This window comes from Micromonospora sp. NPDC049107, from assembly GCF_040648595.1.
Lineage (GTDB): Bacteria > Actinomycetota > Actinomycetes > Mycobacteriales > Micromonosporaceae > Micromonospora.
The window spans coordinates 21,276-44,603 of sequence record NZ_JBEZEC010000020.1 but is presented as its reverse complement, the minus strand read 5'-3'; the positions used below and the strand labels follow the sequence as shown (position 1 = coordinate 44,603).

Annotated in this window: 22 protein-coding genes; all 22 read right to left on the bottom strand. The window is 70.4% G+C overall.

Annotated features, from left to right (window positions below; all coding sequences use genetic code 11):
• Nucleotides 1–173: 173 nt before the first annotated feature.
• Nucleotides 174–1,709, bottom strand: a complete 1,536-nt coding sequence (locus AB0B55_RS32200; RefSeq protein ID WP_357123544.1) for an NADH-quinone oxidoreductase subunit M — start codon at nucleotides 1,707–1,709, stop codon at nucleotides 174–176.
• A gap of 64 nt (nucleotides 1,710–1,773) precedes the next feature.
• Nucleotides 1,774–3,699: an NADH-quinone oxidoreductase subunit L gene (gene nuoL / locus AB0B55_RS32195; protein WP_357175896.1), complete on the bottom strand. Its 1,926-nt coding sequence runs from the start codon at nucleotides 3,697–3,699 to the stop codon at nucleotides 1,774–1,776.
• Between the two features lie 12 nt (nucleotides 3,700–3,711).
• A complete protein-coding gene (gene nuoK, locus AB0B55_RS32190) occupies nucleotides 3,712–4,011 on the bottom strand; it encodes an NADH-quinone oxidoreductase subunit NuoK (protein WP_355048264.1) in 300 nt (99 codons plus the stop codon).
• Entirely contained in the window at nucleotides 4,008–4,778 is a 771-nt protein-coding gene (locus AB0B55_RS32185) for an NADH-quinone oxidoreductase subunit J (protein WP_357123536.1), read from the bottom strand. Before AB0B55_RS32185 ends, nuoK begins: the two co-directional genes overlap by 4 nt.
• Entirely contained in the window at nucleotides 4,775–5,416 is a 642-nt protein-coding gene (gene nuoI / locus AB0B55_RS32180) for an NADH-quinone oxidoreductase subunit NuoI (RefSeq protein ID WP_357175894.1), read from the bottom strand. Before nuoI ends, AB0B55_RS32185 begins: the two co-directional genes overlap by 4 nt.
• Nucleotide 5,417: 1 nt before the next feature.
• On the bottom strand, nucleotides 5,418–6,770 hold the full coding sequence (gene nuoH, locus AB0B55_RS32175; protein ID WP_357175891.1) for an NADH-quinone oxidoreductase subunit NuoH: 1,353 nt from the start codon (nucleotides 6,768–6,770) through the stop codon (nucleotides 5,418–5,420).
• Nucleotides 6,767–9,259, bottom strand: a complete 2,493-nt coding sequence (locus AB0B55_RS32170; RefSeq protein WP_357123529.1) for an NADH-quinone oxidoreductase subunit G — start codon at nucleotides 9,257–9,259, stop codon at nucleotides 6,767–6,769. The genes nuoH and AB0B55_RS32170 overlap by 4 nt, the downstream gene beginning before the upstream one ends.
• Before the next feature lie 55 nt (nucleotides 9,260–9,314).
• Nucleotides 9,315–10,631 (bottom strand): NADH-quinone oxidoreductase subunit NuoF, encoded by a 1,317-nt coding sequence (gene nuoF, locus AB0B55_RS32165; protein ID WP_357175888.1) that lies wholly within the window; start codon nucleotides 10,629–10,631, stop codon nucleotides 9,315–9,317.
• The gene (gene nuoE, locus AB0B55_RS32160; RefSeq protein WP_357175886.1) at nucleotides 10,628–11,839 is read right to left on the bottom strand and encodes an NADH-quinone oxidoreductase subunit NuoE; all 1,212 of its coding nucleotides are present in this window, start codon (nucleotides 11,837–11,839) and stop codon (nucleotides 10,628–10,630) included. The genes nuoF and nuoE overlap by 4 nt, the downstream gene beginning before the upstream one ends.
• On the bottom strand, nucleotides 11,836–13,161 hold the full coding sequence (locus AB0B55_RS32155; RefSeq protein ID WP_357175883.1) for an NADH-quinone oxidoreductase subunit D: 1,326 nt from the start codon (nucleotides 13,159–13,161) through the stop codon (nucleotides 11,836–11,838). The genes nuoE and AB0B55_RS32155 overlap by 4 nt, the downstream gene beginning before the upstream one ends.
• Nucleotides 13,158–13,895 carry an NADH-quinone oxidoreductase subunit C gene (locus AB0B55_RS32150; RefSeq protein WP_357175881.1) on the bottom strand — a complete coding sequence of 246 codons (738 nt, stop codon included), beginning with the start codon at nucleotides 13,893–13,895 and terminating at the stop codon, nucleotides 13,158–13,160. The genes AB0B55_RS32155 and AB0B55_RS32150 overlap by 4 nt, the downstream gene beginning before the upstream one ends.
• Nucleotides 13,892–14,569, bottom strand: coding sequence for an NADH-quinone oxidoreductase subunit B (locus AB0B55_RS32145; protein WP_007454590.1), 678 nt, complete (start codon nucleotides 14,567–14,569; stop codon nucleotides 13,892–13,894). Before AB0B55_RS32145 ends, AB0B55_RS32150 begins: the two co-directional genes overlap by 4 nt.
• A 14-nt stretch (nucleotides 14,570–14,583) precedes the next feature.
• Entirely contained in the window at nucleotides 14,584–14,949 is a 366-nt protein-coding gene (locus AB0B55_RS32140; protein WP_007454588.1) for an NADH-quinone oxidoreductase subunit A, read from the bottom strand.
• 135 nt (nucleotides 14,950–15,084) lie between these two features.
• Nucleotides 15,085–16,362, bottom strand: coding sequence for a geranylgeranyl reductase family protein (locus AB0B55_RS32135; protein ID WP_357175878.1), 1,278 nt, complete (start codon nucleotides 16,360–16,362; stop codon nucleotides 15,085–15,087).
• Nucleotides 16,363–16,501: 139 nt separating this feature from the next.
• Nucleotides 16,502–16,726, bottom strand: coding sequence for a hypothetical protein (locus AB0B55_RS32130; RefSeq protein WP_357123511.1), 225 nt, complete (start codon nucleotides 16,724–16,726; stop codon nucleotides 16,502–16,504).
• A 114-nt stretch (nucleotides 16,727–16,840) separates the two neighbouring features.
• A complete protein-coding gene (locus tag AB0B55_RS32125) occupies nucleotides 16,841–17,551 on the bottom strand; it encodes a demethylmenaquinone methyltransferase (RefSeq protein WP_357123508.1) in 711 nt (236 codons plus the stop codon).
• A 128-nt stretch (nucleotides 17,552–17,679) separates the two neighbouring features.
• The gene (locus AB0B55_RS32120) at nucleotides 17,680–18,930 is read right to left on the bottom strand and encodes an LPXTG cell wall anchor domain-containing protein (RefSeq protein WP_357123505.1); all 1,251 of its coding nucleotides are present in this window, start codon (nucleotides 18,928–18,930) and stop codon (nucleotides 17,680–17,682) included.
• Nucleotides 18,931–19,294: 364 nt separating this feature from the next.
• Nucleotides 19,295–20,485 carry a cyclic dehypoxanthinyl futalosine synthase gene (gene mqnC, locus AB0B55_RS32115; protein WP_357123502.1) on the bottom strand — a complete coding sequence of 397 codons (1,191 nt, stop codon included), beginning with the start codon at nucleotides 20,483–20,485 and terminating at the stop codon, nucleotides 19,295–19,297.
• A 73-nt stretch (nucleotides 20,486–20,558) separates the two neighbouring features.
• Complete coding sequence (locus AB0B55_RS32110) at nucleotides 20,559–20,954, bottom strand: hypothetical protein (RefSeq protein ID WP_357175875.1); 396 nt, start codon at nucleotides 20,952–20,954, stop codon at nucleotides 20,559–20,561.
• On the bottom strand, nucleotides 20,951–22,060 hold the full coding sequence (gene paaE, locus AB0B55_RS32105; protein WP_357123496.1) for a 1,2-phenylacetyl-CoA epoxidase subunit PaaE: 1,110 nt from the start codon (nucleotides 22,058–22,060) through the stop codon (nucleotides 20,951–20,953). The genes AB0B55_RS32110 and paaE overlap by 4 nt, the downstream gene beginning before the upstream one ends.
• Nucleotides 22,057–22,563 carry a 1,2-phenylacetyl-CoA epoxidase subunit PaaD gene (paaD, locus tag AB0B55_RS32100; RefSeq protein WP_357123493.1) on the bottom strand — a complete coding sequence of 169 codons (507 nt, stop codon included), beginning with the start codon at nucleotides 22,561–22,563 and terminating at the stop codon, nucleotides 22,057–22,059. The genes paaE and paaD overlap by 4 nt, the downstream gene beginning before the upstream one ends.
• A complete protein-coding gene (paaC, locus tag AB0B55_RS32095; protein ID WP_357123489.1) occupies nucleotides 22,560–23,285 on the bottom strand; it encodes a 1,2-phenylacetyl-CoA epoxidase subunit PaaC in 726 nt (241 codons plus the stop codon). Before paaC ends, paaD begins: the two co-directional genes overlap by 4 nt.
• Nucleotides 23,286–23,328: the final 43 nt, after the last annotated feature.

Here is a 23,328-nt window from a genome sequence, read left to right as displayed (position 1 = left end):
TGCCGACCTTTCGTTCGCGACTGCGGGGCTCCGCTGCGCTGCACTCCTCGCGCTCACCGATGCCGACCTTTCGTTCGCGACTGCGGGGCTCCGCTGCGCTGCACTCCTCGCGCTCACCGATGCCGACCTTTCGTTCGCGACTGCGGGGCTCCGCTCCGCTGCACTCCTCGCGCTCACCGGCCTGCCTCCTGGAGAGTGCCGCCCACCGATGGGGCGGGGTCGGTCCTGCCGATGTCGTCCATGGTCGCCTGGACGGCCGGGTTGATCACGTCGGTGACCGGCTTCGGGTAGAAGCCGAGCAGCACGATCAGCGCGATCAGCGGGGCGACCACGACCTTCTCCCGCAGGCTGAGGTCCCGGCGCATACCGTCGACCTCGGTCAGCGCCGGGTTGAGCGTGCCCTGCGTGGTGCGTTGCACCATCCACAGCACGTACGCCGCCGCCAGGATGATGCCGACCGTGGCGATGACCGCCACCGGCTTGTTCACCGTGAACGTGCCGATCAGCACCAGGAACTCGGAGATGAACGGCGCGGTCCCCGGCAGGGCGAGCGAGGCCAGACCGGCGAAGAACAGCACACCGGCGAGCACCGGGACCAGCTTGCCGGCACCACCGAAGTCACTGATCAGCGCCGAGCCACGCCGGGCGACGAGCATGCCCACCACGAGGAAGAGCAGGCCGGTGGCCAGGCCGTGGTTGAGCATGTAGAGCACCGCGCCGGTGCCGGCCTGGGTGGTGAACGCGAAGATGCCCACCCCGATGAACCCGAAGTGCGCGATCGAGGTGTACGACACCAGCCGCTTGAGGTCGTTCTGACCGACCGCCAGCAGCGCCGCGTAGATGATGCCGATCACGCCCAACGCCAGCGCCCAGGGCGCGAACCACTTCGACGCCTCGGGAAACAGTGGCAGGCAGTAGCGCAGGATGCCGAACGTGCCGACCTTGTCCAGCACACCGACCAGCAACGCGGCGGCACCCGCCGGGGCGGCGCCACCGGCGTCCGGCAGCCAGGTGTGGAACGGGAAGAACGGGGCCTTGATGGCGAACGCGAGGAAGAAGCCGAGGAACAGCCACCGCTCGGTGCCGGTGCTGATGTCGACCTGCGAGAGCGCCTGCCAGTCGAACGTCTTGCCACCGACCACCCACAGGCCGATCACCGCGGCCAGCATGAACAGACCGCCGACCAGCGAGTAGAGGAAGAACTTCACCGCCGCGTACTGCCGCTGGTGGCCGCCGTAGCTGCCGATCAGGAAGTACATCGGCACGAGCATGACCTCGAAGAACACGTAGAACAGGAAAACGTCGGCGGCCGCGAAGACGCCGATCATCGTGCTCTCGAGGATCAGCAGCAGCGCGAAGTAGACCGGGATGGACCGCTTCGACGACTCGGCGTCGTGCCAGGACGCCAGGATCACCAGCGGCACCAGGACCGCGATCAGCATCAGCATCACCAGCGCGATGCCGTCGGCGGCGAAGGTGAAGTTGACGCCCCAGTTCGGGATCCAGGTGTACGACTCCCGGAACTGGAACCGGTCACCGCCGGCGTTGAAGCTGACCCACATCACCACCGAGAGCACCAGTACCAGCAGCGACCAGGCGAACGCCACCTGCTTGGCCAGCTCGGGCCGGTGGCGCGGCAGGAAGGCCACCACCAGAGCGCCCACCAGTGGCGCCACGGTGAGCACCGAGAGGAACGGGAAGTTGGACATTATGCGGCCTTACCTCCGTGGTGGATGCGTGGTCCGCCGGCGGGGGCGGGCGTCTTCGGGTCGGTCATGCCAACCACCCCGCCTGCACCGCGAGGAACGCCGCCATCACCAGCAGCGCGCCGGCCAGGATCGAGGTGGCGTACGAGCGGACGAAGCCGGTCTGCATCCGCCGGAGTCGACCCGAACCCCCGCCGACGGCGGCGGCGAGCCCGTTGACGAGACCGTCGATGCCCCGGTTGTCGAGGAAGACCAGCGCCCGGGTGAGGAAGATGCCCGGCTTCTCGAAGACCGCCTCGTTGACGGCGTCGGTGTAGAGGTTGCGTCGGGCGGCGGTGACCAGGATCCCGGCCGGCTGCGGCGCGGTGGCCGTGCCGGCCCGGAACAGGAACCAGGCCAGGCCGGCGCCGAGCACGGTGACCAGCAGCGACAGCGTGGTGATCACGAGGTGCGAGAGGACCGGCTCGTGCTCCGCGTGCTCGCCGCCCAGACCGGCGGTGGACGTCAGCCAGTCCGGCACGGAGGTGGAGAGCAGGAAGCCGGCGCCGACCGAGCCGATCGCCAGCAGGATCAGCGGAATGGTCATCAGCTTCGGCGACTCGTGCGGGTGCTCGATGTCCTCGGTCCACCGCTTCGGACCGTGGAACGTGAGCACGAACAGCCGCGTCATGTAGAACGCGGTCAGGCCCGCACCGAGCAGCGCGGCACCGCCGTAGAGCCAGGCGGTCCAGTCCTCCCGCTCGAAGGCGGCCACGATGATCGGCTCCTTGGAGAAGAAGCCGGAGAACGGGAACATGCCGATGATGGCCAGCCAGCCCATCATGAACGTCAACCAGGTGACCTTCATGTACGTCGACAGCCCACCGAAGCGGCGGATGTCCACCTGGTCCTTCATGCCGTGCATGACCGAGCCGGCGCCCAGGAACATGTTGGCCTTGAAGAAGCCGTGCGCCAGCAGGTGCACGATGGCCAGCGCGTACGCCCCGCCGCCGAGACCGACGCCGAGGAACATGTAGCCGATCTGGCTCACCGTCGACCAGGCGAGCACCCGCTTGATGTCGTCCTTGGCCGCGCCGATGATGCAGCCCATCAGCAGGGTGAGCGCGCCGACGCTGACCACCACGAGCTGGAGCGTCGAGTTCGCGGAGAAGATCGGGTTGGAGCGGGCGATCAGGTAGACACCGGCGGTGACCATGGTGGCGGCGTGAATGAGCGCCGACACCGGGGTGGGGCCCTCCATCGCGTCCGGCAGCCACGCCTGCAACGGGAACTGGCCGGACTTACCGGCCGCGCCGAGCAGCAGCAACAGGCCGAGGACCAGCACGGTGGTGCCGGTCAGTGAGCCGACGCCGTTGAAGACCTCGTCGTACTGGGTGGTGCCCAGGGTCGCGAACATGATGAAGATGCCGATGGCGAGGCCGGTGTCACCGACCCGGTTCATCAGGAACGCCTTCTTGCCGGCCGTGGCGGCGCTCGGCCGCCCGTACCAGAAGGAGATCAGCAGGTACGACGCCAGACCGACGCCCTCCCAGCCGAAGTAGAGCATCACGTAGTTGTTGCCGAGCACCAGCAGCAGCATGGCGGCGACGAACAGGTTGAAGTACGCGAAGAACCGGCGGCGACCCGCGTCGTGCGCCATGTACTCCACGGCGTACAGGTGGATCAGGAAGCCGACGCCGGTGATGAGGAGCACGAAGACGGCGGCCAGCGGATCGAACAGCAGGCCGAAGTCGACCCGCAGGTCACCGACCGCGATGAAGTCCCACAGGCTCAGCTCGACCGACTTGTTCTCCAGGCCTCGTAGCTGGAAGAAGGACGCCAGCCCGAGCACGAACGCGGCGCCGATGGCCGCGACGCCCAACCAGTGCCCCCAGCGGTCGGCCCGCCGGCCGAGCAGCAGCAGGATGGCCGCGCTGACCAGCGGGATCGCCACCAGCAGCCAGACGCCCCCGAGCAGCCCCGTGGCCTGGGCGTATTCCACAGTCTCTTCCACCGGTGGACCCCTTTAGTACTTCAGCAGGTTGGCGTCGTCGACGCTCGCCGAGCGTCGCGTCCGGAAGATGGCCATGATGATCGCGAGGCCGACCACGACCTCGGCGGCGGCCACCACCATCACGAAGAACGCCATGATCTGGCCGTTGAGGTCACCGTTGATCCGGCTGAAGGTGACCAGCGTCAGGTTGGCCGCGTTGAGCATCAGCTCGACACACATGAACAGCACGAGCGCGTTGCGCCGGACGAGCACCCCGGCGGCGCCGATGGTGAACAGCACCGCGGCCAGCACCAGGTAATAGTCAGGAGTCACCGGTCGGTCCCCTTCAGAGTGGTCTCCTGCGCGGTCAGCTCACGCACCGGCAGGATGTCCGGCGTGCTCCGCTCGGTGAGCCGGCCGTCCGGCAGTCGCGCCGGGGTGGCCACCGAGGAGGAGGTCGCGAAGACGCCGGGGCCCGGCTTGGGGCCCGGGTAGTTGCCCGGCGCGAAGCGGGCCCGCATGGTCGCCGGCTGGTCCATCTTGTCCTGCTTGCGCCGCTCGACGTGCGCGAGCACCATGGCGCCGACCGCCGCGGTGATCAGCAGCGCCGAGGTCAGCTCGAACGCGAAGACGTACTTCGTGAACAGCAGGCGGGCGATGCCCTGCACGTTCCCCTCCGCGTTGGCCTCGTCCAGGCCGACGGCGGTGGAGCCCTCGACGGCCCGGTAGAGGGCGCCGCCGACGAGGCCGGCGAAGCCCAGCCCCAGCACGATCGCGGCGACCCGCTGACCGCGCAGGGTCTCGATCAGCGAGTCGGACGCGTCCCGACCGACGAGCATCAGCACGAACAGGAAGAGCATCATGATCGCGCCGGTGTAGACGATGATCTGCACCATGCCGATGAACGGCCCGGCCTGGAGCACGTAGAACACGCCCAGGCAGAGCATGGTCAGCACCAGCCAGAGCGCCGAGTGCACCGCGTTGCGGGCCGCCACCATCCCGATCGCGCCGATCAGCGCGAGCGGCGCGAGGATCCAGAAGGTGACCTGCTCGCCGCCGGACACCCCGCCCGCCGCGGCGAGCACCGTAGACGTGGTCATGCGTTCTCTCCCTTGCCGACCGCCGCACGCTGGGCGGCCTGCTCGGCGCCCGGGAACGTCACGCCGGGGTGCTCCTCGACCTGGTGGCGGCCAGGGCCCATCGGTGACGTCTCGGCACCGGCGGAGGTGCCCGGGTTGTCCAGCGCGCCGACGTAGTAGTCCTTCTCGCTGTCACCCAGCCGCATCGGGTGCGGCGGCTGCTCCATGCCCTCCAACAGCGGGGCGAGCAACTGCTCCTTGGTGAAGATCAGGTCCTGTCGGTTGTCCCGGGCCAGCTCGTACTCGTTGCTCATGGTCAGCGAACGGGTCGGGCAGGCCTCGATGCAGAGTCCGCAGAAGATGCACCGCGCGTAGTTGATCTGGTAGGTGCTGGCGTACCGCTCACCCGGCGAGAAGCGCTGCTCGTCGGTGTTGTCGCCGCCCTCGACGTAGATCGCGTCCGCCGGGCAGGCCCAGGCGCACAGCTCGCAGCCGATGCACTTCTCCAGGCCGTCCGGGTGCCGGTTGAGGATGTGCCGCCCGTGGTAGCGCGGCGCCGAAACCGGCGGCTTGAACGGATAGTCGGTGGTGACGACCTTCCTGAACATGTGCGAGAAGGTGACACCGAATCCCTTGAACGTTCCGGTGATCGCGCCCACGTCACACCTCCCTGGAGTCCGAGCCGGCGACGATGTTGGCCGGCTCCCGCTCGGCGACCACGCGCGTGATACGCGGGCTCGGTGGTACCTGTAGATCCATCGGCGGCAGCGGGAAGCTCCCGTACGGCCGGCTGTCGACCTGCTCCTGCGTGGTCGGCTTCGGCTGCGGCTTCCGGCTCGGCCAGAAGAGCGTGGCGAGCAGCAGGATGCCGGCCGGGATACTCACGGCGATGACCTTGCCGCGGGTGTCCCAGTCCTCGATCGAGCGCAGGCCCGACAGGACCAGGATCCAGACCAGGTTGATCGGCAGCAGAACCTTCCAGCCGAAGCGCATGAACTGGTCGTAGCGCAGTCGGGGCAGCGTGCCGCGCAGCCACACGAAGACGAAGACCAGCGCGATCACCTTGCCGAAGAACCAGAGCATCGGCCACCAACCGGAGTTGGCGCCCTCCCACAGCGTGATCGGCCAGGGCGCCCGCCAGCCGCCGAGGAACAGCGTGGTGGTGACCGCGGACATGGTCACCATCGCGACGTACTCGCTGAGCATGAAGAGCGCGAACTTCAGCGAGCTGTACTCGGTCATGAAGCCGGCGACCAGCTCGGACTCGGCCTCGGGTAGGTCGAACGGCGCCCGGTTGGTCTCACCCACCGTGGCGATGAAGAAGATGACGAAGCTGGGCAGCAGCAGGATCGCGTACCAGCCCGGGGCCGGGATCTCGGTGCCGAAGATGGTCAGCCGGGTGGCGTCACCCTGTGCGGCGACGATCCCGCTGGTACTCATCGTGCCGGCGGTCATGAAGACCGCCACGATGCTCAGGCCCATCGCGACCTCGTACGAGATCATCTGGGCGCTCGACCGGAGACCACCGAGCAGCGGGTACGTCGAGCCGGAGGCCCAGCCGCCCAGCACGATGCCGTAGACGCCCATCGAGGAGCAGGCCAGCAGCAGGAGCACGGCCACCGGCACGTCGGTGACCTGCAACGGCGTGTGGTGGCCGAAGATGCTCACCATCGGGCCGAACGGCACCACCGCCAGCGCGGTGACCGCGCAGATCACCGAGATCGTCGGTGCGAAGAAGTAGACGACCTTGTCGGCCGCCTTCGGGAGGATGTCCTCCTTGAAGGCCATCTTCAGGCCGTCGGCGAGGGTCTGCAACAGGCCGAGCGGGCCGACCTGGTTCGGGCCGGGCCGCACCTGCATGTAACCGACCACGCGCCGTTCGAACCAGACACCGAGCAGGGTGGCCAGCAGACCGAACGCGAAGGCGAAGACAATCTTGCCGAGAACCAGCCACCACGGATCCCGACCGAAGTCGGCAAGCGTCGGGTCCTGAGCCAGGACGATCGAGTTCACTGGTTACCCCCAGAACTGAGGATGGTCTCGTCGGCCGCCACGCGCCCGGCCGGGATGGCCGTACCCGATGCGGGAACGGAGATCCGGACGACCGTGCCGGACGTCGCCCCGAGGCTGCGTCGCACGGTCGAACCGGGTGAGTTCGTGGGCAGCCAGACCACGCCGTCCGGCATCTCGGTGATCTCCGCCGGCAGGGTCAGCGCGCCCCGGTCGGTGCCGACCGTGACCGCGTCACCGTCGGCGACACCGAGCGCCTCGGCGGTGCCCTTGCCCAGCCGGACCACCGGCGGGCGGGCGGTGCCGGCGAGGTTCTCGTCGCCCTCGGTCAGGGTGCCGTTGTCGACGAGCTGGTGCCAGGTCGCCAGCACGGCCTCCCCGGCGGCCGGGTGCGGCACGGTGCCCGGCGACACCGACGGCGCGGACGGCCGGGACATGCGCGTGGCCGGCAGCGAGCCCAGCTCGCGGCGGACACTCGGCACGTCGGCGGTGCCGAGGCTTACGTCGAGGAGCGCGGCCAGCGCGTCGAGCACCCGCCCGTCGGTCATCGCGGCGGTGTTCAGCACCGCCTCGAACGGACGCAGCCGGCCCTCCCAGTCGAGGAAGCTGCCGGCCTTCTCGACCACCGGGGCGACCGGCAGCACCACGTCGGCCCGCCGGGTCACCGCGCTGGCGCGCAGTTCCAGGCTGACCAGGAACGGCACCGCGTCCAGCGCGGCCTCGGCCAGCCGCGGGTCGGCCAGGTCGGCCGGGTCGACGCCGCCGACCAGCAGCGCGCCGAGCTGTCCGTTGGCCGCCGCCGCCAGGATGCCGTCGGTGTCCCGACCGGCCTGGCTGGGGATCACCCCGGCCGGAATGTCCCACGCCTCGCCCAGTTCGGCCCGCGCGGCCGGCTCGGTGACCAGCCGGCCCCCGGGGAGCAGGTTGGGCAGGCAGCCCGCGTCGACCGCGCCGCGGTCACCCGCGCGCCGCGGCACCCAGGCCAGCTTCGCACCGGTACGCCGGGCCACGTCCGCCGCGGCGGAGAGCCCGCCCGGCACACCGGCCAGCCGCTCACCCACGATGAGGATCGCGCCCGGCGCGCTCAGCGCCTCGGTGACCGTGGCGTGCTCGGCGAGCACGCTCGCCTCCTCGCCCGGCACGACCCGGGCCAGCTTGGCGCCGAGCTTCTCCAGGCCGCGGGTGGCGAACGGCGCCAGCGCGTACACCGTCAGGGTCTTCTTCAGGTACGCCTTGCGCAGCCGCAGGAAGAGGATCGGGCACTCCTCCTCCGGCTCCAGGCCCACCAGCACCACGGCCGGCGCGTTCTCCACGTCGGTGTAGGTGACGTCGGTGACCCCGGCGACCGAGCTGGCCAGGAAGTCGGCCTCCTCGCGGGAGACCGGCCGGGCCCGGAAGTCGATGTCGTTGGTGTTCAGCGCGACCCGGGCGAACTTCGCGTACGCGTAGGCGTCCTCGACGGTCAGCCGACCGCCGGTGAGCACCGCCGTGCCCTGGCCGCCCTCGCGGGCCGCGTGCAGCCCTTCGGCGGCCCGGGTCAGCGCCTCACTCCAGGACGCCTCCCGCAGCTCACCGGTGTGCTCGTCGCGGACCAGCGGGTTGGTCAGGCGGTCGGCGGCCCGGGTGTACTGGAAACCCCACCGACCCTTGTCGCAGTTCCACTCCTCGTTCACGGCCGGCTCGTCACCGGCGAGCCGGCGCAGCACCTTGCCGCGCCGCCAGTCGGTGCGCTGCCCGCAGCCGGCCGAGCAGTGCTCGCAGACGCTCGGGCTGGACACCAGGTCGAACGGACGGGCCCGGAACCGGTACTGCGCGCCGGTCAGCGCCCCCACCGGGCAGATCTGCACGGTGTTGCCGGAGAAGTAGGAGTTGAACGGCACGTCACCGTCGTCGCCCTGCTCGCCGTACGCGTCGTCCCGGTAGATGTTGATTTCCTCGGCGGACGACCGGCCCATCAGGTCGATGAACTTGTCGCCGGCGATCTCCTCGGAGAACCGGGTGCAGCGCTGGCAGAGCACGCAGCGCTCGCGGTCCAGCAGCACCTGGCTGCTGATCGCCATCGGCTTCTCGTACTCGCGCTTGTGCTCGTGGAAGCGCGAGTCGGTGCGGCCGGTGGACATCGCCTGGTTCTGCAGGGGGCACTCGCCGCCCTTGTCACACATCGGGCAGTCCAGCGGGTGGTTGAGCAGCAGCAGCTCCATCACCCCCTCCTGCGCCTTCTGGGCGACCGGGGAGGTGAGCTGGGTCCGGACGACCATGCCGTCGGCGACGGTCTGGGTGCAGGAGGCGACCGGCTTGCGTTGCCCCTCCACCTCGACCAGGCACTGCCGGCACGCGCCGGCCGGGGCCAGCAGCGGGTGGTCGCAGAACCGGGGGATCTCGGTGCCCATCTGCTCGGCGACCCGGATCAGCAGCGCCCCCTTGGGGGCGGTGACCTCGACGCCGTCGATGGTGAGGGTGACGGTCTCGGTCTGCTTGGCTACGTCGGTCATCAGAGTCGCCCTTCATTCGCGACTGCGGGACTCGCAAGCTCGTTCCTCGCGCTCATCAGTGCGCCCCTACCAGGGTCTTCTCCGACAGCATGGGAGCTTTACGACCCTCGATGTAGTCGAGGTAGTCCTGCTTGAAGTACTTCAGCGACGAGGTCACCGAGCTGGTCGCACCGTCACCCAGGCCGCAGAACGAGCGGCCGAGGATGTTGTCGCAGGTGTCCAGGAGGGTGTCCAGGTCCTCGTGGGTGCCCTGGCCGGAGAGGATCCGCCGGTAGACCCGGACCATCCAGTAGTTGCCCTCCCGGCACGGGGTGCACTTGCCACACGACTCGTGGTGGTAGAACTCCAGCCACCGGTACGTCGCGTAGACCGGGCAGTCCTGGTCGGAGAAGATTTGCGTGGCCGTGGTGCCCAGGATCGAGCCGGCCGCCGCCACGCCCTCGAAGTCCAGCGGCACGTCCAGGTGCTCGGCGGCGAGCAGCGGGGTCGACGATCCACCCGGGGTCCAGAACCGCAGGTTGTGACCGGGCTGCATGCCGCCGGCAAGTTCCAGCAGCTCCCGCAGCGTGACACCCATCGAGCACTCGTACTGGCCCGGGTTGGCGATCCGGCCGGAGAGCGAGTAGATCATCGGTCCGGAGGACTTCTCGGTGCCCATGGACTTCCACCAGTCGGCCCCGCCGAGCACGATCGGCGGGACGCTGGCGATGGTGCCGACGTTGTTCACCACCGTCGGGCTGGCGTACAGGCCGTGGGTGGCCGGGAACGGCGGGCGCAGCCGGGGCTGCCCCCGGAACCCCTCCAGCGAGTCGAGCAGCGCCGTCTCCTCGCCACAGATGTACGCCCCGGCGCCGGAGTGCACGACCAGCTCCAGGTCGAAGCCGCTGCGCAGGATGTTGCGACCCAGGTAGCCCTTGTCGTACGCCTCCTGGACGGCGTTGCGCAGCCGCCGGGCGGCGTGCACGGCCTCGCCCCGGATGTAGATGTAGGCGCGGCTGGCCCGGATCGCGTACGACGCGATGATCACGCCTTCGACCAGCGCGTGCGGATCGTGGGTCATCAGCGGGAGGTCCTTGCAGGTGCCCGGCTCGCCCTCGTCGGCGTTGACCACCAGGTAGTGCGGCTTGCCGTCCCCCTGCGGGATGAAGCCCCACTTGAGACCGGTGGGGAAGCCGGCACCGCCACGACCGCGCAGCCCGGAGTCCTTGATCAGCTGGATCAGGTCATCCGGGTGGGCCTTGAGGGCCTTGCGCAGCGCGGCGTAGCCGTCGAGCTGCTCGTAGGTGCCGATCCGCCAGGCGTCCGGTGACAGCCAGCGCTTGGTCAGCACCGGCGTCAGCTTGGCCAGCGTCTCCGGGCGGGGAGTGGTCACTTGTGGGCCCCCGTTTCGCTCGCGGCGGCGGGGTCCGTGCCATCCGCGTCCGCCGACGCTTCGGTGAGGTTGCGCTCCTGCGCGCCGGTCGAGTCACCGGCGGGCTTACCGTCGCCGGCCGGGGCGTTGGCCGCCGCGCCGGCGGCCTGGGCCGCCTGCGCGTCGCGCGGTCCCGGCGGCGAGGTCTCCGCCGGCACCTTCGTGCCGGGCGCGTCCGGCACGGCCGTCTCCGCGTCGGGCTGCCGGGTCTCGGCGGTACGCACCTGCGGCGACTTGTCGTCCGGCGCCTTCACGTCCGGTGCGGTGCTGCCGGTGGCCGCCGCCGGCTCGACCCGCTCGGCGGTGCCGGCCGTACCCGTGGGGGTGGCCGCGCCGTCGCCGCTGGTGACCGGGGTGGCGGGGGCCGCAGCCGGGGTGGCCGCTCCGTCGCCGCCCTTGACCGGCGCGGTGCTGGCCTCGACGGGTGCCGGCTTGGCGGCCTCCGCCTTCGCCTTCGCCTCGGCGGCTGCCTTGTCGGCCTCGGCCTTGCTGCGGATCGGGGTGTTCGGGTCGAAGCCCGGCACCGAGACGCCGTGCTCCTGCGCCAACCGCAGACCCCGCAGGGTCGGCTCACCCGGACCGCCGTCGGCGACCGCGCCCTCGCGCTCGTCGGCGAAACCGGCGAGCTGCACCGCCATCTCCTTGAGCGTGCACAGCCGCGCGCCGCGCGTCGGCATGGGCCGGCCGCCCGCGCGCAGCTCGTCGACCACACCGACCGCCGTGGACGGGTCCACGCCGTCGAAGAAGTCGTAGTTGACCGTCATCACCGGGCCGTAGTCACAGGCCGCCAGGCACTCGGCGTGCTCCAGCGTGATGGTCCCGTCGGCGGTCGTCTCGTCGTGCCCGACACCCAGGTGCTCCGCGAGGGTGTCGTAGACCTCCTGGCCACCCAGCACGTTGCACATCGTGTTGGTGCAGACGCTGACCAGGAAGTCGCCGGTGGGCTTGCGCTTGTACATGGTGTAGAAGGTGGCCACGGCCCCGACCTGGGCCTTGTTCAGCCCCAGCACCTCGGCGCAGAACGTCACCCCGGCCGGGGAGACGTACCCCTCCTCGGACTGGACCAGGTGTAGCAGCGGCAGCAGGGCCGAGCGGGACCGGTCCGCCGGGTAGCGGGCGATGATCTCGCGTGCCCGCTCCCGCGTCTCGTCAGTGAACGTCGTCGTCATCGGTCACAACCACCCATCACGGGATCCAGCGAGGCGCCGCCGGCGATCACGTCGGCGATCAGGCCACCCTCGGCCATCGCCGGGAGGGCCTGGAGGTTGACGAAGCTCGGCTCCCGGTAGTGCACCCGGTAGGGCCGGGTGCCACCGTCGGAGACGGCGTGCACGCCCAGCTCGCCGCGCGGCGACTCGATGCCGACGTACACCTGGCCGGGTGGGACCCGGAAGCCCTCGGTGACCAGCTTGAAGTGGTGGATCAGCGACTCCATCGACTGACCCATGATCTTCGCGACGTGCTCCAGCGAGTTGCCCATGCCGTCCACGCCGATGGCGAGCTGCGCGGGCCACGCGATCTTGCGGTCGGCGACCATCACCGGGCCCGGGCGCAGCCGGTCCAGCGCCTGCTCGACCAGCTTCATCGACTCACGGATCTCGGCGAGCCGGACCTGGTAGCGGCCCCACACGTCGCCGTCGGGGTGGGTCGGCACGTCGAACTCGTACGTCTCGTAACCGCAGTACGGCATGGTCTTGCGCAGGTCCCAGGCGAGCCCGGCCGAGCGCAGCACCGGACCGGTGATGCCGAGCGCCACGCAGCCGGTGACGTCCAGCACCGCGACGCCCTTGGTCCGCTCGGTCCAGATGGGCTGACCGGAGAGCAGGTCCTCGTACTCCTTGAGCTTCTTTGGCATCATCTTGAGGAAGTCGCGGATCTTGCGGATCGCGTCGTCCGGCACGTCCTGCGCCACACCGCCCGGCCGGACGTACGCGTGGTTCATCCGCAGGCCGGTGATGGTCTCGAAGATGTCGAGGATGTACTCCCGCTCGCGGAAGCCGTACAGCATGATCGAGATGGCGCCCAGCTCCATGCCGGTGGTGGCCAGCCAGACCAGGTGCGACGAGATCCGGTTGAGCTCCATCATCAGCACGCGGATGGTGGTGGCGCGCTCGGTGACGTCGTCGGTGATGCCGAGGAGCTTCTCCACCGCGAGGGCGTACGCCGTCTCGTTGAAGATCGGGGAGAGGTAGTCCATCCGGGTCACGAACGTCGAGCCCTGGACCCAGTTGCGGTACTCGAGGTTCTTCTCGATGCCCGTGTGCAGGTAGCCGACGACCGAGCGGGCCTCGCGGACCGTCTCGCCCTCCAGTTCGAGGATCAGACGGAGCACCCCGTGGGTGGACGGGTGCTGCGGCCCCATGTTGACCACGATGCGCTCGTCGTTGATCGGGTCGGTGCCCGACACGACCGTGTCCCAGTCCCCACCCGTGACGGTGAAGACCCGGCCCTCGGTGGTCTCGCGTTCGGTCGCGTAGTTCGACGTGGTCACTGGTAGGACCTCCTCCGGTCCGGCGGCGGAATCTCGGCGCCCTTGTACTCGACGGGCACGCCACCGAGCGGGTAGTCCTTGCGCTGCGGGTGGCCCTCCCAGTCGTCCGGCATGAGAATCCGGGTCAGGTTGGGGTGGCCGTCGAAGACGATGCCGAACATGTCGTACGCCTCCCGCTCCTGCCAGTCGGCCGTCGGGTAGACGGCGGTGACGCTGGGCAGGTGCGGAGACTCGGCGGAGACGGCGGCCTCCAGCCGGATCCGACGCCGGTAGGTCATCGAGGTGAGCAGGTAGACCACGTGCAGCCGGCGCTCGTCGGCGCCGAGGTAGTCCACCCCGGACACCGAGGAGCACAGCTCGAACCGCAGCGCGAGGTCGTCACGCAGTACCTGGCAGACCTCGGCGATCCGCTCGGGGCGGATGTGCAGGGTCAGTTCGCCCCGGTCGACGACCACCTTTTCGATGGCGTCGCCGAAGGCCGGGTACGCCTCCTCCAGCGCGTCGCGGACCTCGTCGAAGTACCCGCCGTACGGCCGGGCGGCCTCCTCGATCGGCTGGCGCGGGCGGACCAGGCCGCCGTAGCCGGACACGTCACCGGTGCCCTGGTTGCCGAACATCCCGCGGCCGGCCGGGCTGGCCGGCGGGTACTCGGCCGGGGCGGTCGCGCTGGCGCCGGGCGGCGTTACCGGCACCGGCACCCCGCCGTCGTTGGTCTTGTCCGTGGGAGACGTCATTTCGGGCCTGCCTGCGGGTGGAGATGGTTCTGGGCGTTCATCCAGTTCTCGATCCGCAACTGCTCCTCGCGCCCCTCGCGGACCGCCTGGGTCCACTCGGCACGCCGGGCCTTGTCGTTGCGGTAGGAGGACGGCATCGAGCCGTACGGCACGACCGGGACGTCGCCGCGCTCCTGGCGGGCCGCCAGCATCTTGCGACCGTTCGGGCCCAGCGGCTCGTACATGATCTTCTCGCGGAGCTTGAGGATCGCGTCGATGAGCATCTCCGGCCGGGGCGGGCAGCCGGGCAGGTACATGTCGACGGGTACGACGTGGTCGACGCCCTGCACGATGGCGTAGTTGTTGAACATGCCGCCGCTGCTGGCGCAGACGCCCATCGAGAGCACCCAGCGGGGCTCGGCCATCTGGTCGTAGATCTGGCGCAGCACCGGCGCCATCTTCTGGCTCACCCGGCCGGCCACGATCATGAGGTCGGCCTGTCGGGGCGAGGCCCGGAAGACCTCCATGCCCCAGCGGCCCATGTCGTAGTGCGGACCACCGGCGGCCATCATCTCGATGGCGCAGCAGGCCAGGCCGAAGGTGGCGCCCCACACGGACGACTTCCGAGACCAGTTGACCAGCTTCTCCACCGAGGTGAGCAGGACGCCGGCGGGAAGCTTCTCCTCGATGCCCATCTGACGTTCCTTCCTCAGTCCCAGTCCAGGCCGCCGCGCCGCCACACGTAGGCGTACGCGACGAAGACCGCGACGATGAACAGGACCATCTCCACGAAGCCGAAGATCGGCAGAGCGTCGAACGAGACCGCCCAGGGGTAGAGGAAGATGATCTCGATGTCGAAGACGATGAAGAGCATCGCCGTCAGGTAGAACTTGATCGGGAACCGCCCGCCGCCGACCGGCTGCGGGCTGGGCTCGATGCCGCACTCGTACGCCTCGAGTTTGGCCTTGTTGTAGCGACGGGGACCGGCGAAGCGGGCGGCGCCGACGGAGAACAGCGAGAACGCCGCGGCGAGGGCGAACAGCCCGATGATCGGTGCGTAAGGCGAGAGCGACATCGTTTTCTCCTGCTCGTCCTTCCCTGCCGTCAGTGCTTGACGAAAATCACACTATTCACGTCCCTCGCGGTGGCTGCCGGCGGGGGTCGATCTTTGTCGGCTCCGAGGCTGTGACCAGCACCGATGCCGTCCCAACTAGACGGCTGGCGCCGCCTTCGTCATCGCATTGATGACCCGGTCCATCGCGTCCCCACCCCGGGGGTCGGTCAGGTTGGCCAGCAACTTGAGGACGAAACGCATCAGCGTCGGATGGGGCATGCCGTGTTTGGTGGCGATCCGCATGATCTCCGGACGGCCGATCAGTTTCACGAAGATGCCACCGAGGCGGTAGTAACCGCCGAGGCGGGCCTTCAGCTCGTTCGGGTACGCCAGGAGCGCCCGTTCCCGCTCCGGCCCGGCCGGACGCGCGAGCGCCTGCACCGCCACCTCGGCGGCCAGTTCGCCGGACTCCATCGCGTACGCGATGCCCTCGCCGTTGAACGGGTTGACCATGCCGCCGGAGTCGCCGACCAGCAGGACGCCACGGGTGTAGTGCGGCACCCGGTTGAAGCCCATCGGCAGGGCGGCGCCGAGGATCGGGCCGTCCGCGTTGGTCTCGTCGGTCATCCCCCACTCGGCGGGGGTGTTGGCCAGCCAGTCGGTGAGCAGCCGGCGGTAGTTGGTCTTGCCGAACGCGGACGACGAGTTGAGCACGCCGAGGCCGACGTTGACCCGCCCGTCGCCGAGCCCGAAGATCCAGCCGTACCCGGGCAGCAGGTTGTCGCCGCTGTCCTTGCTGCGCAGCTCCAGCCACGACTCCAGGTAGTCGTCGTCGTGCTTGGCCGGCGAGTGGTAGTAGCGGCGGACGGCCACGCCGATCGGCCGGTCCTCCCGCTTGGCGAGCCCGAGCGCGAGCGGGAACCGGCCGGAGACACCGTCGGCGGCCACGACCAGCGGGGCGTGGAAGGTGGTGGGTTCCTTGCCGGGGCCGACCTCGGCCTCGACGCCGGTCACCCGACCGTCGCCGTCGAGCACCGGGCCCAGCACGTTGACGTTGGTCCGCAGTTTGGCGCCGGCCGCGACCGCCCGCTGGGCGAGCAGGTCGTCGAAGTCCAGCCGGGTACGGACCAGCCCGTAGTTCGGGAAGCTCGCCAGCTCCGGCCAGTCCAGCTCCAGGCGTACGCCGCCGCCGATCACCCGCAGGCCCTTGTTGTGCAGCCAGCCGGCCTCGGGCGAGGTGTCCACGCCCATCCGGATGAGCTGGCGCACCGCGCGCGGGGTCAACCCGTCGCCGCAGACCTTCTCCCGGGGGAACTCGGTCTTCTCCAACACCAGAACCCGTACGCCGTGCCGGGCCAGGTGGTACGCAGTCGCCGATCCACCGGGACCGGCGCCAACGACGATGACATCGGCGTCGTGTTCCACCGCGGTCATTCGCGCCTCCTCCCGCACGCTCGTGAAATGCTTCACAAGCCAGACGGGACGAGTGTATGACCGGCGTCATACCTGCGCAGGATCAGGGGTACCTAACTCGCCGATGTGACAGCCGACGACCGTCCACAGCAGCCGACTGTCAGGCCGGGCTGGGCGCGTCCAGGCCGGCGTCGACCCGGATCGTCTCCGGCAGATGCTCCCGCAGCGCGCCGCCCGCCGCCCGGTCCAGGGCGGCCAGCACCTCGGCGACCACCTGCCGGACGTCCGTCGGGTCCGCGCCGGCCAGCGCGCGCAACTGCGTGATGAGTTCGGCCGCGTCGTCGTCGGTGGCGGCCACCGGGCTCGCCGGGTCTGCTCCGGTCATGCGGACGAGCGTACGGCGCAAAGTGGACTAAAGTCGGATATTCCTGAAACGCGCAAGCATCTCGCGTGCTACGCGCGGACGTCTCGCCGGGCTACGTCCGGACGTGTCGCCGGGCTACGCGCGGACAGCCCGGTGCAGCGCGACCACACCGCCGGTCAGGTTGCGCCATCCCACCCGACCCCACCCCGCCGCGGCCACCCGCCCGGCCAGCGCCGCCTGGTCCGGCCACGCCCGCACCGACTCGGCCAGATAGACGTACGCGTCGGGGTTGCTCGACACCGCGCGGGCCACCACCGGCAGCGATCGCATCAGGTACGACAGGTACACCGTCCGGAAGACCGGGTTGATCGGGGTGCTGAACTCGCACACCACCAGTCGACCACCCGGCCGGGTGACCCGGGCCAGCTCGCGCAGCGCCGCGTCGGTGTCGTTGACGTTCCGCAGGGCGAAGGAGATGGTCACCGCGTCGAAGCTCGCGTCGGCGAACGGCAGCCGCAGCGCGTCACCGGCCAGCAACGGCACCTCGGGACGCACCCGCTTGCCGACCTGGAGCATGCCCAGCGACAGGTCCGCCCCCACCGCGTACGCCCCGGACTGGGCCAGCTCGCGGGTCGACACACCGGTGCCCGCTCCCACGTCCAGCACCCGCTCACCCGGTCGCAGCCCCAGGGCCGCGCGGGTGGCCCGCCGCCAGGAGCGGTCCTGCCCGAAGGCGAGCACGGTGTTGGTCAGGTCGTAGCGCTCGGCCACGCCGTCGAACATCGCGGCGACCTCGTGCGGTTGCTTGTCGAGACTGGCGCGCTGGCCCTGCGGGGTACGGCTCACCCCGTCCACTCTGCCAGCCCCGCGCGAGCCCTCGGCCGCTGGGTCCGCGTACCCCACGGTGGTCGGCGCCGCCGATATGCGCGAGGGCGGGGTGGTCGCCCACCCCGCCCTCGCGTCGCGCCTGCGGGTCAGTCGGTCGACGTCTCGTCGCCGGGAGCGACCATGACGACCTTGCGGCGGCGGGAGAGCACCAGCAGCGCCCCGCCGACGAGCAGGATCAGACCACCGATGCCGCCGATCAGGCCGGCCTGCACACCGGTGACCGGCAACCCGCCGCCACCGGAGCCACCGCCGCCGGTGGTCGGCGACGTGCTCGTGCCCGGCGTCGTCGTGCCGCCCGGAGTCGGAGTCGCGGTCGGCGTCGGGGTCGCGGTCGGCGTCGGGGTCGGCTGCGCGCTGAGGTCGACGAACACGTCGAACTGCGCGGTGTTGTCCACCTCGTCGGTCTCGGTGAACGCCCGGCGCTGCGCGCCGGAGGCGTCCCGCGGCGCCTCCTCGGGGCTGCCCTGGGTGGCCTCGAGACCGGCGGCCCAGACGAACCCGGGCCGGAGCACCGACTCGGTGACGTCCTCGCCGACCTTCACCCGGACGTCGGCCGTGTAGAACTGCCCGGGCTTCAGCACGACGCCACTGTCCTCGCAGTAGGCGTTGGCGAAGCCGCCCAGCGGCTGCTCGACGCAGCCCTCCGGCAGCTTGGCGAAGGTGACGCCGGCCGGCAGCGTGATCCCGTACGCCACGCCGGTCGCCTTCTTGCTGCCGTCGTTGTAGACCGCCCAGTCCAGCGGCGCGGTGTCGCCCCGCTTGACCGGCTTGAGGCCGGACTCGCCCGCCTCGTCGCCGTCCACCGTCACGTCGGCGTAGACGTCCTGCACCCAGGTGGTCAGGTCGTAACCCGGCTTGGCGACGGTGATGTCGTGCCGCACCTTGTTGTCCCGCGGGTTCGGGTCGGCGGTGGCCGAGCTGATGCTGACCACCAGCGTGCCGGCGTCGCCGCGACCGCCGGTCGAGAAGATCGGAATACCGAAGTCCTCCGTGGTGCCGGCGGCCAGGTCGCCGAGCAGGCAGGTGAAGGTCGTGCCCTTGAGGTCACAGCCGTCCGGCGCGAGGACGCCGACCTTGCGGTTCTTCAGGCCCTTCGTCTCCACGGTGACCCGGACGTCCTTGGCGTCGACCGCGCTTCGGGTGTTGTCGACCTGGAACTTGAACGGCTTGGCCTTGGCCGCCTTGACGCCCTGAGCCAGCTCGTAGCTGAGCGGCACCAGGGCCAGGTCGGCCTGGTCGGCGGCGTGCGCCGGGGCGGCGACGGTGGCCACGCCACCGGCCGCGAGCAGGGCCACGACGCCGGCACGAACCAGGGCCGAGCGGTGGAACGCTGTCATCAGTCCCCCGGGGGTAGGGAAGAAAATAGGATCGGTTGCGCCGAACGAGCGGACGTTATCGGAGGTCGATCTCCCACGCCAGCGTGGCGGCGGGTTTTCAACCGTCCGGCCTGGACCCGGCACACGGATCGGGCGGGATGGTCACCCATCCCGCCCGTACCGCCGTGCGTTATGTGAACGACCCTCATGGGCCGATGGAGGACGCGCCTCAGGCAGACGGCCGCACGCTATCCGCCGACGATCATCTCCACCAGACCCGCACCGGGCTATGCGCCGGCGAGCCGACCGGGAGGACCCGTACCGCCGAGTGGACGCAAGCGGAAGCAGGATCCCCGGTCAGCCGAACGGCCGGCCGCGACGTACCTCAGTTGACCTCGACGAGCGGCAGCGACCGGCCCGCGCCGCCGCCGGGCAGCGCGATCGACGAGAAGTGCGAGACCACCCGCTCGTCGGTCGGGTCGTCGGCCGGCGTGTGGTGCACCGCCAGCCGGTTGTAGAGGGTGTCGCGCTGCGCCGGGATCCGGTCGGCAGAGCGGATCATGCCGATCAGCTCGTGCAGGTTGGAGCGGTGCCGGGCGCCGGCGGAGGAGATCACGTTCTCCTCCAGCATGATCGAGCCGAGGTCGTCCACGCCCATGTGCAGGGCGAGCTGCCCGACGTCCTTGCCGGTGGTCAGCCAGGACGCCTGCAGGTGCGGCACGGTCTCGAAGAAGAGCCGGGCCACCGCGACCAGCCGCAGGTACTCGAGCGTGGTCGCCTGCGTACGACCCTTGAGGTGGTTGTTCTCCGGCTGGTACGTCCACGGGATGAACGACCGGAACCCGCCCGTACGGTCCTGCACGTCGCGGATCATCCGCAGGTGCTCGATCCGCTCGGCGTGCGTCTCGCCGGTGCCCATCATCATGGTCGCGGTCGACTCGACACCCTGCCGGTGGGCCAGCTCCATGACCTCCAGCCAGCGCTCGCCCGACTCCTTGAGCGGGGCGATGGCCCGGCGCGGGCGCTCGGGCAGCATCTCCGCGCCGGCGCCGGCGATCGAGTCGAGGCCGGCGGCCTTGATGCGGGCGATGGCCTCGTCCAGGCTGACGCCGGAGACCTTGGCCATGTGCAGGATCTCGCTCGGCCCGATCGAGTGGATGACCAACTGCGGGTACGCCTGCTTGACCGAGGAGAACAGCTCCTCGTAGTACTCGACGCCGTAGTCCGGGTGGTGCCCGCCCTGGAGCATCACCTGGGTCGCGCCCAGCTCGACCGCCTCGCCACAGCGACGCAGGATCTCCTCGGTCGGGTGCGTCCACCCCTCGGCGTGCTTCGGCGCGCGGTAGAACGCGCAGAACTTGCACGCCGTCACGCAGACGTTCGTGTAGTTGATGTTGCGATCGATCAGGTAGGTGACGACGTTGTCCGGATAGCGCCGCCGGCGCACCGCGTCCGCCGCCTCGCCCAACGCGTGGAAGGGCGCCTCGGTGTAGAGCAGCAGTGCTTCCTCGGGCGTGATCCGCCCGCCGTCCGCGCCACGCTGCAGGATGTCGTCGATCTCCCGGCTCACCGTCACAACCCCGAGCCTACGTCGCCTCACCCGGCTCGACCGCCAGGCCCCGTCGAGGTGCGGCACGTCCCACAGCCGGTCAGCTCTCGCGTACCTCGATGCGTATGTCGTAGGTGTCCCGCAACTCTGCGGCGAGCACCGGGCCCGCCCACGCCGGCACGTACGCCTCCCACCACGGCTCTTCACGCTGCGCCGGCATCCGCTGCTCGGAGAGCACCGCCCGGAACCGCTCATCCGCCGCCGCGACCCGCTCCCGAACCCACCCCATCTGCGGAAAGCCGAACAACCGTTCGTCGGTCAGCACCCTGTCGATGGTGTGCCGGATGCTCAGGTCGAACCAGTACTCGTCGAGGATGTCGTCGTAGCCCTCCTCGCAGAACTCGACGACCTGCTCCCACCCCTCCACGAGACCGGTCGGACGCTGGCCCCCGGTCACCTCGGCGAACCGTTGCACGAACTGCCGGTCGTCGGTCATGCGTCGTAGTCGACCGTGAGCTTGTCGGTGGTCGGGCTGGACTGGCAGGTCAGCACATAGCCGGCGGCCACCTCGTCCGGCTCCAGGGCGTAGTTGCGGGCCATCGTGACCGACCCGTCGACGACCTTCGCCTTGCAGGTCGAGCAGACACCGCCCTTGCAGGCGTACGGCAGTTCGCCGCGCACCTTCAACGCGGCGTCCAGCACCCGCTGCTCCCGGCCCATGGTGAAACTCGACGAGCGGCCGTCCAGGACGATGGTGACGTCCGTCCCGACGCCCGGCTGCTCGGTGGGACGCGCCACCGGCTCGGGCGGCGCGTCGACGTGGAACAGCTCGGTGTGCACGGCCGACTCCGGCAGACCCCGCGCGGCCAGCACCTCCCGGGCGTCGACCACCATGCCGTACGGCCCGCAGAGGAACCACTCCTCGATCAGCTCGCCCGGGACAATGGTGCCCAGCAGGCGCCCCAACCGTTCGGCGTCGATCCGTCCGGACAGCAACGGCGACTCGCCCTGCTCCCGGGACAGCACGTGCACCAGGTGCAGCCGGGACGGGAACCGGTCCTTCAGGTCGGCCAACTCCTCGGCGAACATCACGGTGTTCGCCGTGCGGTTGCCGTACACCAGGGTGAAGGTGCTGGCCGGCTCGACGGCCAGGGCCGTCGCGACCAGCCCGAGCACCGGCGTGATGCCGGAGCCGGCGACGACCGCGCCGTAGTGGCGGACCCGGTCCGGCGCGAACGCCGTGGTGAAGGCGCCCAGCGGGGGCAGCACCTCGACCGTGTCGCCGCCGCGCAGCGCGCCGCACGCGAAGGCCGAGAAGGCGCCGCCGGGAACCTCCCGCACCCCGATCCGCAGCCGCCCGCGCCGGCCCAGGTCGTCGGGGGTGGAGCAGATGGAGTACGACCGGCGCACGTCCTCGCCGTCGTCGGTCACCCGCCGCACCGTCAGGTGCTGCCCCGCCTGGAAGGCGAAGGTCTCCCGCAACTCCTCGGGTACGGCGAAGGTGACCGCCACGGAGTCGTCGGTGAGCCGGTCGACGGCCGCGACCGACAGTGGGTGGAAGGCCGGCCGACGACGGACCGGCCGGGAGATGGTGACTGTCACAGCGCCTTCAGGTGGTCGAAGGGTTCGGAGCAGGAGCGGCAGCGCCACAACGCCTTGCAGGCGGTCGAGCCGAACCGGCTGACCTGCTCGGTCTCCGGGGAGCCGCAGAGCGGGCAGCGGACCGCGAGGGTCAGCGCCACCACGCCCGGGGCGGACGCCGGGGCGGGCGGGGCGATCCCGGCGGACGCGAGCTTGGCCCGCCCGGTGTCGGAGATCCAGTCGGTGCTCCACGGTGGGCTGTAGACCGTTCGCACGTCGACGTCCGGGTAACCGGCCTTCGCCAGGGCACGGCGCACGTCGGCCCGGATCACGTCCATGGCGGGGCAGCCGGTGTAGGTCGGGGTGATGGTGACGACGACCCGACCGGTGATCCGGTCCTGCTCGACCTCGCGGAGGATCCCCAGCTCGTCGATGGTGATCACCCGGATCTCCGGGTCCACCACGCTCGCCGCCGCCGTCCACGCGTCGGTCCGACTCCGCTGTGCGGTCGCTCCCGCGCTCACCACTGCGCCCCCGGGTGGGCGCGGTGCAGCACCTGCATCTCGGCCAGCAGGTAGGACAGGTGCTCGGTGTGTACACCGGCCCGCCCGCCGGTCGGCGCCCAGCCGCGCTCGGGACGGGTGAGCGTCGCCTCGGCCAACACCGGACCGACGACCTCGTCGAACGCCGGCCACAGACCCGCCGGATCGACCGGCGCCGCCGGGTCCGCCCCGAAAAGCTCATGGGTGTACGGCCAGACGTGGTCCACGGCCTCCTGCATCCGGCGGTGCGACTCCTCGGTGCCGTCACCGAGCCGCCTCACCCACAGCGCGCCGTGGTCCAGGTGGTACGCGGACTCCTTGCGCGCCTTCGCGCCGATCGCGGCCAACCGCTCGTCCGCGCAGCCGGCGAGCGCGGTGTAGAGCGGCACCTGGTACGCCGCCAGGAAGAACAGCTTCGCCATGGTCACCGCGAAGTCGCCGTTGGGCAGCTCGACCAGGAGCACGTTGCGGAACTCGCGGTCGTCGCGCAGGTACGCGAGCGCGTCCTCGTCCCGACCCGCGGCTTCCAGCTCACCCGCGTACGACAGCAGCAGCCGGGCCGCGCCGAGCTGGTCGAGGGCGATGTTGGCGAGCGCGATGTCCTCTTCCATCTCCGGCGCGCGGGTCGCCCACTCGGCCAGCCGCTGGGCGGCGACCAGCGCGTCGTCGCCCAGGCCGAGAGTGAAGGCGAAGGGCCCGTTCACGCCACCACCTCGCTCCGCTCGGCGGCGACGCGAAGCGCCCCGT

Excerpts from the sequence above, each read along its gene's own strand:
- AB0B55_RS32110 (WP_357175875.1), bottom strand. The coding sequence starts at position 20,954 with ATGACCGACGACCGGCAGTTCGTGCAACGGTTCGCCGAGGTGACCGGG.
- AB0B55_RS32135 (WP_357175878.1), bottom strand. The coding sequence starts at position 16,362 with ATGACCGCGGTGGAACACGACGCCGATGTCATCGTCGTTGGCGCCGGT.
- AB0B55_RS32140 (WP_007454588.1), bottom strand. The coding sequence starts at position 14,949 with ATGTCGCTCTCGCCTTACGCACCGATCATCGGGCTGTTCGCCCTCGCC.
- AB0B55_RS32150 (WP_357175881.1), bottom strand. The coding sequence starts at position 13,895 with ATGACGTCTCCCACGGACAAGACCAACGACGGCGGGGTGCCGGTGCCG.
- nuoE (WP_357175886.1), bottom strand. The coding sequence starts at position 11,839 with ATGACGACGACGTTCACTGACGAGACGCGGGAGCGGGCACGCGAGATC.
- AB0B55_RS32145 (WP_007454590.1), bottom strand. The coding sequence starts at position 14,569 with ATGGGCATCGAGGAGAAGCTTCCCGCCGGCGTCCTGCTCACCTCGGTG.
- AB0B55_RS32170 (WP_357123529.1), bottom strand. The coding sequence starts at position 9,259 with ATGACCGACGTAGCCAAGCAGACCGAGACCGTCACCCTCACCATCGAC.
- AB0B55_RS32185 (WP_357123536.1), bottom strand. The coding sequence starts at position 4,778 with ATGACCACGTCTACGGTGCTCGCCGCGGCGGGCGGGGTGTCCGGCGGC.
- AB0B55_RS32200 (WP_357123544.1), bottom strand. The coding sequence starts at position 1,709 with ATGTCCAACTTCCCGTTCCTCTCGGTGCTCACCGTGGCGCCACTGGTG.
- AB0B55_RS32130 (WP_357123511.1), bottom strand. The coding sequence starts at position 16,726 with ATGACCGGAGCAGACCCGGCGAGCCCGGTGGCCGCCACCGACGACGAC.
- AB0B55_RS32120 (WP_357123505.1), bottom strand. The coding sequence starts at position 18,930 with ATGACAGCGTTCCACCGCTCGGCCCTGGTTCGTGCCGGCGTCGTGGCC.